The following is a 15086-nucleotide window of genomic DNA, read 5'->3' as shown; positions in this document are numbered from 1 at the left end:
TTTTTTCTGGTTGTCCCTGTATCGGTCTGGAAACACGGGCGCAAAGCCCGGAGGAGACGGAATGAACAGTAGAAGAAAGCTACTCGCCGGCGTCATCGCGGCCATTGCGATGAGCGGTTTTGCAACGCAGGCTGCACAAGCCGCCGAGCCGCTCAAGGCCAACGTGATCCACTGGTGGACGTCGGGCGGCGAATCGGCCGCGATCCGGCAGTTCGCCGACGCCTATAACAAGGCTGGCGGACTATGGGTCGATAACGCGGTAGCGGGAGCCGACCAGGCGCGCTCGACGGCGATTAACCGCATCGTCGGTGGCGATCCACCGACCGCTGCACAGTTCAACACGTCGAAGCAGTTTCACGACCTGATCGATCAGGGCCTGCTGAACAACGTCGACGCTGTGGCTGCAAAGGAAAACTGGAACACGATCTTTCCGGAATCGATCCTGAACAGCATCAAGGTCAATGGGCATTTCTATGCGGCGCCCGTCGATATTCACATGCAGGACTGGTTCTTCTATTCGAAGCCCGCTTTCCAGAAAGCAGGCATCGCAGGCGAGCCTAAAACGTTTGACGAATTCCTCGGCGACCTCGACAAGCTCAAAGCGGCCGGCTTGATACCGCTCGCACTGGGCGGTCAGGCATGGCAGGAGAAGATCACGTTCGATGCTGTGCTCGCTGATGTGGGCGGCACCGATCTGTATCTGAAGGTCTATCGCGACCGTGACCCGAACGCGGTGAATTCAGCCGCGTTCAAGAACGTGCTTAACACGTTCAAGCGTTTGCACAACTACGTCGATCCGGGTTCGCCTGGCCGCAACTGGAACGACGCGACCGCGCTCGTGATTTCGGGCAAGGCCGGCGTGCAGATCATGGGCGACTGGGCGAAGGGTGAGTTCTCGGCAGCGAAGCAGGTGCCGGGTAAGGACTTCGGCTGCTTCCCGGGCTTTGGTCCGAAGTCGCCGTACATGGTGGCTGGCGACGTGTTCGTCTTCCCGAAGACCGACAACGCCACGACGATCAAGGCGCAGAACCTGCTCGCAACGGTCATGACCTCGCCGGAAGCGCAGGTCGCGTTCAGCGCAAAGAAGGGTTCGATTCCGATTCGTCCGGACATCGATCAGGCGTCGCTCGACGTCTGCGCGAAAGAGGGTATCGCGATCATGAAGGACAAGTCGCGACAGCTGCCGAATCCGGAAATGCTGATTCCGCCTGATGTGCAAGGTGCGCTCATCGACGTGATCACCAACTTCTGGAACAAGAACCAGTCGGCCGACGACGCGCAAAAGGCATTTGCCAGCGCACTCAAGAGCTGACGGCCACTATGGTCGCCCATGCATTGCAATCCCGGCCGCAGCCCCGGTTGCGGCGCAGGCGGTTTCCGCTGGCCGCCTGGATCGCAATGATACCGATGGCGCTGACGGTCGCGTTTGCGTACCTCGGCACGATGCTGTGGACCGCACGGGTTTCGCTGAGCAATTCGCGAACGTTTCCTTCGGGTGACTTCGCGGGCGTGACGCAGTACGTGCGGCTCTTTCACACCGACCGCTGGTTGCTGTCGTTACAGAACATCGTGATCTACGGCGCGTGCTTTATCGTCGCGTGCATGGTGATCGGTCTTCTGCTCGCGATCTTCATCGACCAGCGGGTCGTCGCGGAAGGCGCGCTGCGCACGGTGTTTCTGTATCCGTATGCGATGTCGTTTGTTGCGACCGGCCTCGTCTGGCAATGGATCCTGAATCCGCAGCTGGGCGTGCAGGAAGTGCTGCACAAGCTCGGCTTCACGCATGCGCGCTTCGACTGGATCGTCGATCAGGATTATGTGATCTATACGCTCGTCATCGCGACCGTGTGGCAGGCGTCCGGTCTGGTGATGGCATTGCTGCTGGCCGGGTTACGCGGCGTCGATGACGAGCTCTGGAAAGCCGCGCGTATTGACGGAATCCCGCGCTGGCGCGTCTATGCGAGCATCGTTGTGCCGATGCTCGGACCTTCGGTATCGACCGCGTTCGTGCTGTTGTTCGTGATGGTCCTGAAGCTTTACGACGCGGTCGTCGCCATGACGCAGGGCGGTCCGGGCACGGCTAGCGAAGTGCCCGCGAAATTCATCCTGGACTATCTGTTCGGACGCGCGAACATCGGGTTGGCCTCGGCGGCTTCGATCGTGCTGCTCACGACCGTGCTCGCGATTCTCGCACCGTTCTTCCATATACGCAGTCGCGCCGCGTTGCGCAAGGACGTCTGATGAACGCGCCTCGTCCTGCTGTTCCCGCGCGTAAGCGGCATTCAAATTTCACGCCGGCGCGCCTGGGTGTCTACGCGTTTCTGCTGACCGCTGCGCTGTTCTTTCTCCTGCCGCTCTACGTGATGTTCGTGACGTCGGTGAAGCCCATGTCCGAGATAAGGCTCGGCAATCTGTTTGCGTTGCCGGTTCATTTCACGCTGGAACCGTGGAGCACGGCATGGCAAGCCGCATGTACGGGTCTTGATTGCAACGGCATTCAGGTGGGCTTCTGGAACTCGGTGCGCATCGTTGTGCCAAGTACCATTCTGTCGATTTTCATTGGCGCAGTGAATGGGTATGCGCTGTCGTTCTGGCGGCCGCGTGGCGCCGGTGCGCTGTTTGCGATCCTGCTGGTCGGCGCATTCATTCCGGTGCAGGTGATGGTGTATCCGCTCGTGCGTGTGCTGGCGAGCGTGCATCTGTTCAGCTCGCTGCCCGGCATCGTCGTGATCCATACGATCTTTGGCATGCCGCTGATGACGCTCCTGTTCCGCAATTACTATGCGTCAATTCCGCTCGAACTGTTCAAGGCGGCGCGTGTCGATGGCGGCGGCTTCTGGCGCATCTTCCTGCAACTGATGCTGCCGATGTCGGTGCCGATCATTGTCGTCGCGATCATCATGCAGGTCACCGGCATCTGGAACGACTTCATTCTCGGTCTCGTTTTCGCGGGCACGAAGAATCTGCCGATGACGGTGCAGTTGAACAACATCATCAATACAACGACCGGCGAGCGTCTCTACAACGTCAACATGGCAGCGACGATTCTCACGTCGATGGTGCCGCTTGCGATCTACTTTATTTCCGGCCGCTGGTTTGTTCGCGGTATTGCTTCCGGTGCAGTCAAGGGCTAACGCATGTCCAACGTTTCGAATGTGTCGATCCGCAACCTCAAGATCCAGCTGGGTGCGAACACCGTGATCGAAGCGCTCGATCTCGAAGTCGAGCCAGGCGAATTTCTTGTTCTGCTCGGACCGTCGGGTTGCGGGAAGTCCACGCTACTGCACAGCATCGCCGGCCTGATCGACGTCACCAGTGGCACTATCGAAATCGGCGGACAGGACATGACATGGGCCGATCCGAAAGATCGCCGCATCGCGCTCGTGTTTCAGTCTTACGCGCTGTATCCAACGATGAACGTCGAGCGAAATCTCTCGTTCGCGTTGCGCATCAATGGCACGTCGAAGGACGAGATCGAGCGGCGCGTCGGGCGCGCCGCTGACATGCTGCAACTGGGGCCGCTGCTCAAGCGCCGCCCGGCACAGCTTTCGGGCGGGCAGCGTCAGCGCGTCGCGATTGGTCGTGCGATCGTGCGCGAAGCTGACGTGTTTCTGTTCGATGAACCGCTTTCAAACCTCGACGCAAAGCTGCGCACGGAATTGCGTCGCGAGCTGAAGCATCTGCACAGGCAACTGGGTGCGACGATGATCTACGTGACGCACGATCAGGTCGAAGCCATGACGCTCGCGACGCGCATGGCCGTGATGCGCGGCGGCGTCATTCAGCAGATCGGTTCGCCCGCGCAGATCTACGCGAAGCCGGACAACCTGTTTGTCGCGACGTTTCTCGGTTCGCCGCCGATGAACCTGTTAAACGGCAAGCTGGAGCGTCGCGAAGACGGCGTGTGGTTCCGTCATCCGCATTTCGAGCTGGACGTGTCGCGCTATCCGTTCAAGGCGATGCCCGATGTGAACCCGTCGTGCGTGCTCGGCATTCGCCCGGAAGACGTGAAGGTTGGCGCAGGCGCGACGCATCAGGCGACCGTATCGCTGGTCGAGCCGATGGGCAACCATCGGGTGATCTGGTTCGACTATCATGACACCCAGATCGCTTCGATCGCGCAGGACAAGACATCGTTCGCGGTGGACGAGGCCGCGAGTTTTTCGCTCGATGGTGAGCATATTTCGCTGTTTGACGAGGCTGACGGTTCGCGTCTATAGCGGGAACGTAACCACGTATCGACCAACGGAGCACGCGTGGCAACTCTGAAAGACGTCGCGGCACTAGCCGGGGTCGGTATGTCGACGGCATCAAGGGCAATTTCCGGCAAAGGCCCGGTTTCGGCCGAGGCGCTCGCACGCGTGCAGGCCGCAATCGAACAGCTTAACTTCCGGCCTTCATCGATTGGCCGCGCGATGGCGACGCAATCGCTCGGCATGATCGGCCTCTTCGTGCCGACGTTTTTCGGCTCGTACTACGGCACGATTCTCAAGCAGACCGATACCGAACTGCGCGCAGTGCGACGACACGTCGTGGTCGCGACCGGTTGCGGCGAATCATCGCCGCGCGAGCGTGCGATCGAAGCGGTGCAGTTCCTGATTGCCCGCGACTGTGATGGCGTGGTGGCCATCAGTCACGACCTGCATGATGAAGACATCGTGAGACTGCACAAGATGCATCCACGGATCGTGTTTCTCAACCGCGTGTTCGGTGATTTTCCGGAGGCGTCGTTCTGCGCCGATCATCACCTTGGCGGGGCGCTTGCGGCACGCACGCTGGTTGAATATGGACATCGCGACATCGCTGTGATTTCCGGGCCGTTTTCGGCCTCGGACAATCAGGCGCGGATCGAAGGGTTCTTCGATGAACTCGCGCGGCACGGCATCAAGCGTTCTTCGGTCGCGCTGGTTGAATCGGACTTCTCGCTGGAGGGCGGTTATGCGGGTGTGCAGACGCTGCTCGAATCGAGGCGCCGTTTCACCGCGCTCTTTTGCGCCAACGACACGATGGCGGTCAGCGCGCTTGCGCGTCTTCAGCAGGCGGGCATTTCAGTGCCACACGATGTATCGGTGATTGGCTATGACGATGACTATTCGGCTGCCTATACGGCGCCGGGGTTGACATCAGTGCATATTCCAACCGGGGAGCTCACGCAGAACGCCGTACGCTGGCTCGTCAACCAATGCTATGGCACGTCGTGGGAGATCTTCCGCGATTTCCCGGTGACGGTGACGATGCGCGCTTCGGTAGCAACGCCACGGCGAAAATAAGATCGACCGTTGTGGGCGCAACCCCAACGGTTCTCCGCTGTAACTGACGAGCGGGTTTTCACACTCGACTGTCTTCTTTAGCAACACATTCTGTCTGCGCTGTCCTCTGCTGCAACACCTGTGTGTCTCCTGACCCTGGCGCTTCAAACACCACACTGCACGCAGCGCGTGAGTCTCCGGCGTTGTGCCGTACGCAGCATCAATGGCACGCGATTTGCCTTGAACGGTGCGCAGCCTGGTCTGCGATTACCGGACGATGGAGCCGCGGCAAGGCATCGCGTCGACAACCAAACAGGAGACACGCATGAAAACACGTTTCGCTTCGACGACGCGGCCCACGGCGCTTGCAATGGGTGTCGCAGTCGCGGTCACGCTGGCACTTGGATCAGCCGTAGCTGCTGACGACTATCCATCGGTCACCTATCAGCGGCTGACTGATGCTCAAGGCGACCCCGGCTGGCTCACTTACTACCGCACATACAACGGTCAGGCGCATTCGCCGCTCAAACAGGTCGATACGACCAACGTCAGGAATCTGAAGCAGGTCTGGAGCTACAAGTTTCCCGCTGAGCTTCAGCAGGGATTCGAAGCGACGCCGATCGTCAATGGACACTATCTTTTCGTGACCACGCCGAAGGATAACGTCTACGCGTTCGATGCGGCGACCGGCAAGCAGCTCTGGAAATATGAACCGAAGCTCGGCGCTGAATCGTTCAAGACTGCGTGTTGCGACGTGATAAACCGTGGCGTTGCGCTATACGGAAAGAACGTCTACGTGGCGATGCTGAGCGGTGAAGTCGCCGCGCTCGACGCGCAGACTGGCGCCGTCGTATGGAAGAAGCAGATGTTCGAGCCGGGCATGGGCTACGCATTTTCGCTCGCACCACTTGCACTCGATGGCGCGCTGGTGGTCGGCAGCGCGGGCGGCGAATACGGTGCACGCGGCTTTATCGCTGCGCTCAATCCTGATGACGGCAACCTGCTGTGGAAGCGCTTTACCGTCCCTGCCGCGAGCGAAAAGTATGGCGATACGTGGCCCAAGGGCATGCAGGAGCACGGCGGAGCACCCGCCTGGCTGACGGGTACGTATGACGCGGCATCGCGAACGCTTTACTGGGGTGTGGGCAATCCCGGTCCGTGGCTTGCGGACCTTCGCCCGGGCGACAACCTTTATTCCGATTCACTGCTCGCGCTCGATCCGAAGACAGGCGATCTCAAGTGGCACTACCAGTACACGCGTCATGACACCTGGGACTATGACGGCGTGAACACCCCGGTCCTCGCGAAGATCAAGTATCAGGACAAGGACTATGACGCGATCATTCACGCAGACCGCAATGGCTTCTTCCACGCAATCGACCGCACGAACGGCAAGCTGATCTATGCAAAGCCGTTTGTGACTGCAACATCGGTCACCGGTTATACGGCCGAAGGCGCACCGATTCAGGACGACACGAAGTATCCGAAGGCAGGTACGACCATCGAAACCTGCCCGAGCTTCCTGGGTGGCAAGAACTGGTGGTCGGTTTCGTACGATCCAGAAAAACATCTTGCGATTGTGCCCGCGTTGCACGCCTGCATGTCGCTGTCGGGCAAGTCGGTGAACTACATGGAAGGCTTGCCGTATCTGGGTGAGGGTTTCGAGATCAAACCGGAACCGGGCAGTAAAGGATACGGCGAATTGCAGGCGATCGACGTGAACACGGGCAAAAAGGTCTGGAGCCACTGGACGAAGCTGCCATGGAATGGCGGCGTGGCGACGACAGCCGGCGGCCTTGCGTTTAGCGGCTCGCTCGACGGTCACCTTTATGCCTTCGACGAAAACACCGGTAAGGTGCTCTGGCAGAGTCCGAAGCTCGCGAGCGGCATCGTTGCGCAACCTTCGGTGTTCGAAATCGATGGCAAGGAATATGTTGCGATTCTCGCAGGCTACGGCGGCGCCAATCCGATCTGGGGCGGACCGATGGCCAAGGCCGCAGAAAAGGTACCGCGCGGCGGCACGCTCTATGTTTTCGCGCTCAATCAAGGTTGATGCTCATGAACAGTCGACTTAAATCCATAGGCGCCGCGAGCCTTGTCATGGCCGGTGTCTCGCTCGGACCGGGTAGCGCGATCGCAGACGTGCGCGTCTGCACGTTTCCCGGCAGCCCATCGACCGCGCTCGATCAGTCCGTCGCGCGCGAAGCGTTCAGAACGGCGGGCATTGCAGCTTCGTTCGCGAAGGGCGGCTTCGACAGCAGCGATGATGACGGCGTTTCCATCCACGAACTCGACAAGGCTTTAAAGCGCAGTTGTGATGTGATTGCCGGGTTTCCCCAGTCAACGGTCGCAAACGGATCCGACAGCAAGCTGCTTTTCTCGCGCGGCTATCTGCGCGCGGGATACGTCAGCGTGACGAAGAAGGATGCCGCTCCTCCGTCAACAGGTGCGGATGACGTTGTGGCTGCGACGTATGCCAGTCCGGCGCAGCTGATTGCCGTGCAGCAGCGGGACGTCACGCTTGATCTGGAGAATACGGCAGCGTTGACCGTCGACGCAGTCGCGACGGGTCATGCGCGGCGAGCGATCGTCTGGTATCCGGCGGTGGTGGCTTATGCAATCGCTCATCCGCAGCAGCAGTTCGACGTCAGCGGAACGACGTCGCCCTATGCGGACTGGCGTCTCGTGTTCGCATTTGGCACGAACAGTGCATCGATGCGTCAGCGGATCGATGCTGCGCTCGGCAGGATGGCGTCTGATGGAAGGCTTGCGTCGCTTACGCATAAATGGACGTTGCCGGATTCGGCTTTAGCCGCCAGAACGTCGTCGGCGACATTTGCGTTTCGTGACGGCCCGGCACGCACGACCGTTGGGTGGCGACAGGCCGCGCTTGCTGCAACGGAGACTTCAGGCGGTGGCTTTCTCAAGGTCGATGCGACCGTCGCTGCGGGTCCGCCTTCATTCGATCGCGCCCAGGTCACGCATGGCAAGAGTCTCTACTCAGGCTCATGCGCTAAATGCCATGGTGCTGATCTGCAAGGCGTGAATGCGCCGGCGTTACGCGGTCCTGCGTTTGCACCCGCTGCGAATGCGCATTTGACGATAGGCGGCGTGTACTCGTATATGGCGTCCAACATGCCGGCCGATCGTCCTGGAAAGATGAAGCCGCAGGACTACGCGGACATCATGTCTTTCCTGTTGTACTCAAACGGCTATCAGGCAGGTAACGCAAAGCTGACCGCCGACGATGCACGCGCATCGGCGACCCCGCTTAACGCCGGCGCTTCGCGATAGTCGCACAGTGTAGAAAGCAAAGTTGCGGGGCGCGTCCTGCATTTCCCTAAGCGGAGAAGCAGGACGCGCCTTTTTGCATGTCATTCGATCCAGCCGCGCTGGCGTGCCTGATCGATAAAACGATAGACATCGGCAGCGAGATCGGACGTGCTGAAGAGCGCTTCGAGTTCATCGATGATGTCGTCGAGTTCACGTGTGCCGTCGCAACGCACGAGAATTTCGCCGGCGCTCGGATTAAGACCTATCGCGCCTCGCAGCGAGAGCAACGCCCAGCCACGGGTCGCTGTTTCCCGTCGCACATGGAAGAGGGGCCGCAAACGCGGTCGGGGATTCATGCTGTTTCTACGTTCGGCGAGCTCATGCGTCGTGCGGCTTTTGAAGGGTGTCGAACGTTGCTGTGGACGCCGCCGCCACCGTCAACGATCGATAACGGGGCGGCAGCGCATTCATCGTCACATCAGCGGGTCGCGATATACAGGGTGATTTCGAAACCGAAACGAAGGTCGGTATAGGCGGGTGTCGTCCACTGCATGGTTGTCTCCAGGGTGAGGTTGTGGATGAAGCAAACCGCGTCTTGAGATGCGGCCGCGACAACGATGCAAGCTCCATGCCGATGCATCCGTGTGTGAACAGGCGCAGACGTACTGTTGCATCGTGGCACAGGGGTGTTAGAAAACTGAACAGTGGCGGAACAGTCTGGACTGGACGTCAGGTGTGGTTGACGCGCGCGCATGGCGGCTGCGTGATAGCGCGTCAGTCAGCAGGGCAGGGTTTGCCCTCATCTATAGCTGAAACTGTCGGAAGCTTGCGGTAAATCGTATTGCGCGAGATGCCAAGTGCGCGCGCGGCAGCGGACACATTGCCGCCATGTTTCGCAAGCGTGGACGCAATCGCAGACGCGGCGACATCCTGCAGGCTTGCGCCCTGAAGTGCGCCGACATCGCAAAGAGCGGTAACGGGCGGCGTGGTCGCGCCCAGATCGTCAAAGAAATCGTCGGGCAGATGTTCGCGGCGGATCACGCCATCCTCATCGACCATGGCGGCCGCGGTGCGTAGCAGATTGCCCAGTTGCCGGAAATTCCCCGGCCATGCGCATTGTTCGAACATCGTCATGACTTCGTTATCGACGCTAAGGGGCCCGTCGCCGCCATGCGGCGACTCACATTGAAGCATCTTCTGAATCACGCATGAGAGGTCGGTTCGCTCGCGCAGCGGTGGCAGCTTGACTACGAGTCCGTTGAGGCGGTAGTAAAGATCTTCCCGGAAGCGGTTCTGCGCAATCATTTTGCGCAGATCGCGATGGGTTGCGCAAACTAGCGCGATATCAACGGGAATCGCCTTGACGGAGCCGAGCGGATTGACGAGCCGTTCCTGCAACACGCGTAGCAGACGCACTTGCAGCGGGTAAGGCATGTCTCCGATTTCGTCGAGGAACAGCGTGCCGCCGTTGGCTTGCAGCAGCTTGCCGGCCGAGCCCTTGCGCCGCGCGCCGGTAAAGGCGCCCTCCTCATAACCGAACAGTTCCGATTCGATCAGCGATTCAGGAATCGATGCGCAATTCACCGCAACGAATGGACGCGCGCGCCGGGGCGAATCGTTGTGAATCGCCTGCGCGAGCAGCTCCTTGCCGGTGCCGGTTTCGCCGGTGATCAGAATGGGAATGTCCTTGCCGGTCACCTTCCGCACCTTGGCGATGACCGAGGCCACCTGGGGATCGCCCGTGTCGAGACAGCTCAACCGTGAAAGGGGAGCGGGCCGTGCGGGCGCCTGCTGCCCGTTCCCACGCGGCGTGGACTGAGCGTCGGCATGCGTCGAAGAGGGCACATTCCCGCTCGTCAGCGACGGACGCCTTAACTCCACACTCGCGCACACCACGGTGCCGTTATGCAGGTCGAGCGAAAGATGCTGCCCGTGGCTCGCGGATGAACGATCGATGAGTTGCGCGCCTGTGACGCCAAAGAGCGAAGACAACGTATGCGCGCGCAACGCATTGAGTGGCAGGCCTAGCTGGAACAGCGCGCTGCGGTTAGCGGACAGAAAGCGGCCGTCGCATGTGAACGCAGCGATGCCCTCCATCAACGTGCCGAGGAATTCAGGGCGTCCGTGGAAGGCGATCCGCAAGGTCTCACGGAATGTATTCGTGAACAGATGATTTTCGATCATCTGCACGGACATCCTCGCGAGCGCCATCGTATGTTGATGGTAGCTGCGATGATCGCCCGTGACGTCGAGCACGCCGATCAGATCGCCATAGGGATCGAGAATCGGCACGCTGGAGCACGTCAGGAAACGGTTGGCCGCCAGATAATGCTGATCGCCGTGAACTACGGTGGGGGTGCGTTCGGCGATCGCCGTGCCGATGGCATTCGTCCCCTGTCTGTCTTCGGCCCAGTTTGCGCCGGGGCGCAGTGCGACCTTTTCCGCGCGCCGCAGGAAATCGTCGTCGCCGACGGAGTGGAGAATCAGCCCGTCGGAGTCCGTCAGCACGATCATGCTTTGCGTGTTGACGATCTGCTCGTGTAGCGTCTCCATCACGGGCGTCGCGTGCGCGCACAGGATGCGGCTCTGCTCAAGCTTCAATGCGAGTTCGGCCGCAGACAGCACGTCGTAGTCCGGACGCATCAGCGCGCTTAAGCCAAAGGTTTCGGAGCGTGCATGCGACTTTTGTATGGAAGGCGTAAGCCAGGCCGTCTCGCGGGACGCTAAAGGTGCCGCGCCGTGACAGATGTCATCGCGCATTGTCTCCTCCTGTCTGATGTGGGCCCGGTCGTATTGTCGAACCGTGGACCCGCTATCAAGCAAATCCTGCGCCAGAGTGAAACGTTGCGCTTTGGAGCATGTTTCGCCTAAAGCGGCTGAGCTGGATGCGGGGCATCGTCGAACCCGCCCCACACCGACTGATCGAAGTTCACCATTGATCCCGTCATCAGACCCGACTCCGCGCTCGCGAGGAACGCAACCGCACGTGCGGCTTCCGCAGGGTCGATGAGCCGGCCGAATGGTTGCGCGGCATTGGCCTGGACGAGCCAGTCGTCAGATGCGCCGTGATAGGTGCGCTGAATCTGGTCTTCGCCATCTGACGACATCCAGCCGAGATTCAAACCATTCACGCGGATGCGATTGCGCAATAGCGCGTAAGCGGTATTCTGCGTGAGCGTGGCGAGCGCACCTTTGGATGCGCAATACGCCGCGATAAACGGTTGCCCGGCCATGGCCGACATCGAGCAGATATTGACGATGGTGCCTTCCGTCTTTTCGCGGCGCATGAGCTTGACCGCTTCCTGCATCAGAAAAAACGGCGCGCGCACGTTAGTCGCGAAGATGCTGTCGAAGCGATCGGGGCTGGTGTCGAGTATCGTGCCGCGATCCGTCATTGCTGCGGCATTGACGAGCACATCGACGCGGCCAAAGTGTCTGTCTGCGGCTGCAATCACCGCGCGACAGTCTTCAACGCGTGACAGATCGGCCTGCACGAAGCGCACTTCCGCGCTGCCCGCCTTGTTGAGTTCTGCGGCCCTTGCTTCACCTTTTTCCTTCGAACGTCCGCAGATCACCACGCCTCTAGCACCACGCTCCACAAACAGTGCCGCGATTGCCGCACCGAGCCCTTGTGTGCCACCGGTGACGACGGTCACCTTTGCATCGAACTGTCCCACGTGATTCTTCTCCCTGAAAGGTTGATCAAAGCAGGTCGGTCACTTCCTCGATCGACGTCTGCGCGACAGGCCGGTCGAGCACGACTTCACCGCGCGCCATCGCGACGATGCGATCACACGAATGAAACACGTGCTGCAGGTTGTGACTGATGAACACGCCAGTAATACCTTGCTCCGACAAACCGCGCACGAATCCAATGACCTTCCCGGTCTCCTTGACCGAGAGATGATTCGTCGGCTCGTCGAGGATCAGCAGCTTCGACTTGAAGTGCATCGCACGCGCGATCGCAACGCCCTGACGCTGTCCGCCCGACAGTTCGCCAAGCAGGGCTTCCGCCGAACGCAGATGCAGATCGACATCCGCGATCGCCTTGACCGCGTCGGTGCGCATGCGCGCGTGATTCATTGGACCGATACCGAACAGCGAGAAGAGCAGCGGCTCGCGTCCAATGAACAGATTGCGCGCGATGGAAAGATTCGGCACCAGCGAGTTGTGTTGATGAATCGTTTCGATGCCAAGCTGCATCGCCGCCTTGGGCGAATTGATCCGCACGGGCTGACCCTGAAACAGGATCTCGCCTTCATCCGGCCGATGCACGCCCGAAAGAATCTTGATGAGCGTCGATTTGCCTGCGCCGTTATCACCAAGCAGGCCGACGACCTCACCACGCTTGAACTCCAGGCTGACGCCCTTAAGCGCATGCACGCCGGAATACCACTTGTGCATATTGCGCACCGCCATGAGCGGTGCCGGGACGCGATCGCTATCGACGCTTTCGTCCGGATACGAAAGCAGCTCCGCGGGGTGCGATGAGAGTGTGTTCATAGCTGCACCTTGAGATGTCGTGCCGTGCGGCGCATCCATGCGTTGGCGACCACGGCGAAGATGGTCAGGCTGCCGACCGCGAACTTGAACCAGTTCGCGTCGACCTGGGTCAGCACGAGGCCGTTGTCGATCACGCGGATCAACAGCGCACCGACTACCGCACCCAGTACGTTGCCGATGCCGCCAGAAAGGGCAGTGCCACCGATCACCGCCGCAGCGACCGCCTGCAGTTCGAGTCCGTCGCCGATCGAGGGCAATGCAGCGCCCAGGCGTAGCACCTGGATCAAGCCGGCGAAGCCCGCAAGCACCGCGCACAGCACGAACGAAAACAGCTTGACGCGCCGCGCGGGCACACCGCTCGATATGGACGCTTCAAGAAAGCCGCCCGTTGCCTTCATCCAGTTGCCGAGGTTGGTGGCAGAGAGCAGTACGGCCGCAGCCGCACCGATCCCGATGAACCAGAGGAATGAAGCGCGAAACAGACCCTCCGGTCCGATGAAACTCACGAACAGGTGCGTGGGCATCTGCTCGATCGGCAGGTTCGGCGGAAAGCCGCCCGAAAGCACGACGGTCAGCGATCTCACGATGAACAGCATGCCGAGCGTCGTGATGAAGCTTGGTATGTTGAACACGAGCGTGATCAGCCCGTTCATCAGGCCGATTGCGGCGGCCACCACAAGTCCGATCAAAAACGCCGGCCAGAACGGCACGCCGGCGTTGACGAGCAATGTGATCGACATTGGCGTAAGCGCGAACACCGAGCCCACCGACAGATCGAATTCGCCGCAGATCATCAACAACGTGACACCGATCGCAACGAGTCCGACTTCCGGCAACACGCCCAGAATGCCGCGCACATTCTCAGCGCTCAGGAACACCATCTGCGAACGGAACTGGAACAGCGCGATCAGCAGGGCAAGCAGGACGATGCCCGCAAGTTCGGGCTTCTGCAGGTAGATCTTGAGCAGCTTCTTCATCGCAGTCTCCTAGCGCAGGCCCTTTTGCGACAGCGCGATCACCGAGTCAGCCTGAGCGGGCATCACAAGCGAATCACCGGTGTTGATATCGGCGGGCGCAAGACCAAACGACTTCGCGAGATACACCTGCATCACGGGCATGAAGCCCTGCGTGTACGGCTGCTGATCGACTTCCGCCTGGATGTAACCCGCCTTCATCATCTGCAGCACCTGCGGCACGATGTCAAAGCCTGCGAGCAGCACCTTGCCCGGCGGCACGCCGCGATCCTTTAGCGTCTGCGCGACGGCAGCATGGAAGAAGCCCATGTCAAAGTATGCAGTCGTATCCGGGTGCGCGGTGAGGTAAGCGCCGACGCGTTCGCCGGTCACCGACAGATCGGTGCCCGAGTCGAGGCGGTCGATCACGATCTTGCGATCGGGGTTGGCGCGCTTCCAGTCGTCGAGGCCCTGCATCACGCCTTTCGCGCGCTGCTCAGCCCAGTTCTGTCCCGGTGCGCTCACTCCGACTAGCACGCGGATCGGGCCTTCCTTAGGAAACTGTCGTGTGAGTTGTTGCGCAAGGCTGCGTCCTGCGGGCACGAAGTTCTGTCCGATGAAGGCCTGACGTTTTGCAGCGCCCGATGCGCCGCCGCTCTGGTCGACGTTGTAGGCGATCACCATCACGTTCTTCGAGCGCGCGTCGTTGATCATCGAAGTCAACGCCTTGTCGTCGACGATCGTCGTCAGGATTGCATCGGGCTTGCGGGCGAGGGCGGCCTGGAAGTTCGAGCTTTGCTGCTCGATCGAGCCGTCTGTCTGTGTAAAGACCATCTGGCAATGCGCCTGAACGCGTACGCAGGCGTCGTCGAAGCCTTTTTTCACGGCTTGCCAGAAAGCGTTGGTCGCGGCGCCGTGGGTCAGCATCACGATGTTGAGCGGTTCGGCGCTCCTTGCCGCGCCCGCTGAAAACAGCGAGCACGCAATGCATGCGGCGATCGCGAGCCGGGTTGCCCTGGGCCGCGTACGTACGAAGTGGGTTTTCGGGTTCATCTTTGTCTCCTGATATGTCCTGTTGCCTGGGCTGGGACTATAGGTGTTTCATGTG

Annotated in this window: 14 protein-coding genes; 7 read left to right on the top strand and 7 right to left on the bottom strand. The window is 60.3% G+C overall.

Annotated elements, in window-relative coordinates; translation table 11 throughout:
* Positions 1-61: 61 nt before the first annotated feature.
* From P3T21_RS07265 to P3T21_RS07235, 7 genes are all read left to right on the top strand, one after another.
* Positions 62-1312 carry an ABC transporter substrate-binding protein gene (locus P3T21_RS07265; protein WP_429255254.1) on the top strand — a complete coding sequence of 417 codons (1251 nt, stop codon included), beginning with the start codon at positions 62-64 and terminating at the stop codon, positions 1310-1312.
* Between the two features lie 8 nt (positions 1313-1320).
* Positions 1321-2241: a carbohydrate ABC transporter permease gene (locus tag P3T21_RS07260; RefSeq protein WP_429255253.1), complete on the top strand. Its 921-nt coding sequence runs from the start codon at positions 1321-1323 to the stop codon at positions 2239-2241.
* A complete protein-coding gene (locus P3T21_RS07255) occupies positions 2241-3134 on the top strand; it encodes a carbohydrate ABC transporter permease (RefSeq protein ID WP_429255252.1) in 894 nt (297 codons plus the stop codon). Before P3T21_RS07260 ends, P3T21_RS07255 begins: the two co-directional genes overlap by 1 nt.
* A 3-nt stretch (positions 3135-3137) precedes the next feature.
* Entirely contained in the window at positions 3138-4220 is a 1083-nt protein-coding gene (locus P3T21_RS07250) for an ABC transporter ATP-binding protein (RefSeq protein WP_429255251.1), read from the top strand.
* 36 nt (positions 4221-4256) lie between these two features.
* On the top strand, positions 4257-5270 hold the full coding sequence (locus tag P3T21_RS07245) for a LacI family DNA-binding transcriptional regulator (protein WP_429255250.1): 1014 nt from the start codon (positions 4257-4259) through the stop codon (positions 5268-5270).
* Between the two features lie 304 nt (positions 5271-5574).
* Positions 5575-7302, top strand: a complete 1728-nt coding sequence (locus P3T21_RS07240; RefSeq protein WP_429255249.1) for a methanol/ethanol family PQQ-dependent dehydrogenase — start codon at positions 5575-5577, stop codon at positions 7300-7302.
* 5 nt (positions 7303-7307) lie between these two features.
* Complete coding sequence (locus tag P3T21_RS07235) at positions 7308-8543, top strand: c-type cytochrome (protein ID WP_429255248.1); 1236 nt, start codon at positions 7308-7310, stop codon at positions 8541-8543.
* Between the two features lie 80 nt (positions 8544-8623).
* Here the strand turns inward: P3T21_RS07235 and pqqD are convergent, their stop codons facing one another.
* The 7 genes from pqqD to P3T21_RS07200 form a co-directional block, all read right to left on the bottom strand.
* Positions 8624-8878, bottom strand: coding sequence for a pyrroloquinoline quinone biosynthesis peptide chaperone PqqD (gene pqqD / locus P3T21_RS07230; protein WP_429255247.1), 255 nt, complete (start codon positions 8876-8878; stop codon positions 8624-8626).
* A 122-nt stretch (positions 8879-9000) separates the two neighbouring features.
* Positions 9001-9075, bottom strand: a complete 75-nt coding sequence (pqqA, locus tag P3T21_RS07225) for a pyrroloquinoline quinone precursor peptide PqqA (RefSeq protein WP_429255564.1) — start codon at positions 9073-9075, stop codon at positions 9001-9003.
* A gap of 221 nt (positions 9076-9296) precedes the next feature.
* Complete coding sequence (locus P3T21_RS07220) at positions 9297-11282, bottom strand: sigma-54-dependent Fis family transcriptional regulator (protein WP_429255246.1); 1986 nt, start codon at positions 11280-11282, stop codon at positions 9297-9299.
* 107 nt (positions 11283-11389) lie between these two features.
* Positions 11390-12199, bottom strand: coding sequence for an SDR family oxidoreductase (locus tag P3T21_RS07215; protein WP_429255245.1), 810 nt, complete (start codon positions 12197-12199; stop codon positions 11390-11392).
* Positions 12200-12224: 25 nt separating this feature from the next.
* Complete coding sequence (locus P3T21_RS07210; protein WP_429255244.1) at positions 12225-13025, bottom strand: ATP-binding cassette domain-containing protein; 801 nt, start codon at positions 13023-13025, stop codon at positions 12225-12227.
* Positions 13022-14002: an ABC transporter permease gene (locus P3T21_RS07205; RefSeq protein ID WP_429255243.1), complete on the bottom strand. Its 981-nt coding sequence runs from the start codon at positions 14000-14002 to the stop codon at positions 13022-13024. Before P3T21_RS07205 ends, P3T21_RS07210 begins: the two co-directional genes overlap by 4 nt.
* A 9-nt stretch (positions 14003-14011) precedes the next feature.
* Positions 14012-15031, bottom strand: coding sequence for a sugar ABC transporter substrate-binding protein (locus tag P3T21_RS07200; RefSeq protein WP_429255242.1), 1020 nt, complete (start codon positions 15029-15031; stop codon positions 14012-14014).
* Positions 15032-15086 lie beyond the last annotated feature (55 nt).

It is taken from the genome of Paraburkholderia sp. GAS334 (assembly GCF_050436625.1).
Taxonomy (GTDB): domain Bacteria; phylum Pseudomonadota; class Gammaproteobacteria; order Burkholderiales; family Burkholderiaceae; genus Paraburkholderia.
This window is presented reverse-complemented; position numbering and strand designations above follow the sequence as displayed.

Bases quoted from the DNA above. Each gene is read 5' to 3' on its own strand.
- P3T21_RS07265 (WP_429255254.1), top strand. From the start codon at position 62: ATGAACAGTAGAAGAAAGCTACTCGCCGGCGTCATCGCGGCCATTGCG.
- P3T21_RS07260 (WP_429255253.1), top strand. From the start codon at position 1,321: ATGGTCGCCCATGCATTGCAATCCCGGCCGCAGCCCCGGTTGCGGCGC.
- P3T21_RS07255 (WP_429255252.1), top strand. From the start codon at position 2,241: ATGAACGCGCCTCGTCCTGCTGTTCCCGCGCGTAAGCGGCATTCAAAT.
- P3T21_RS07250 (WP_429255251.1), top strand. From the start codon at position 3,138: ATGTCCAACGTTTCGAATGTGTCGATCCGCAACCTCAAGATCCAGCTG.
- P3T21_RS07240 (WP_429255249.1), top strand. From the start codon at position 5,575: ATGAAAACACGTTTCGCTTCGACGACGCGGCCCACGGCGCTTGCAATG.
- P3T21_RS07235 (WP_429255248.1), top strand. From the start codon at position 7,308: ATGAACAGTCGACTTAAATCCATAGGCGCCGCGAGCCTTGTCATGGCC.
- pqqD (WP_429255247.1), bottom strand. From the start codon at position 8,878: ATGAATCCCCGACCGCGTTTGCGGCCCCTCTTCCATGTGCGACGGGAA.
- P3T21_RS07220 (WP_429255246.1), bottom strand. From the start codon at position 11,282: ATGCGCGATGACATCTGTCACGGCGCGGCACCTTTAGCGTCCCGCGAG.
- P3T21_RS07210 (WP_429255244.1), bottom strand. From the start codon at position 13,025: ATGAACACACTCTCATCGCACCCCGCGGAGCTGCTTTCGTATCCGGAC.
- P3T21_RS07205 (WP_429255243.1), bottom strand. From the start codon at position 14,002: ATGAAGAAGCTGCTCAAGATCTACCTGCAGAAGCCCGAACTTGCGGGC.
- P3T21_RS07200 (WP_429255242.1), bottom strand. From the start codon at position 15,031: ATGAACCCGAAAACCCACTTCGTACGTACGCGGCCCAGGGCAACCCGG.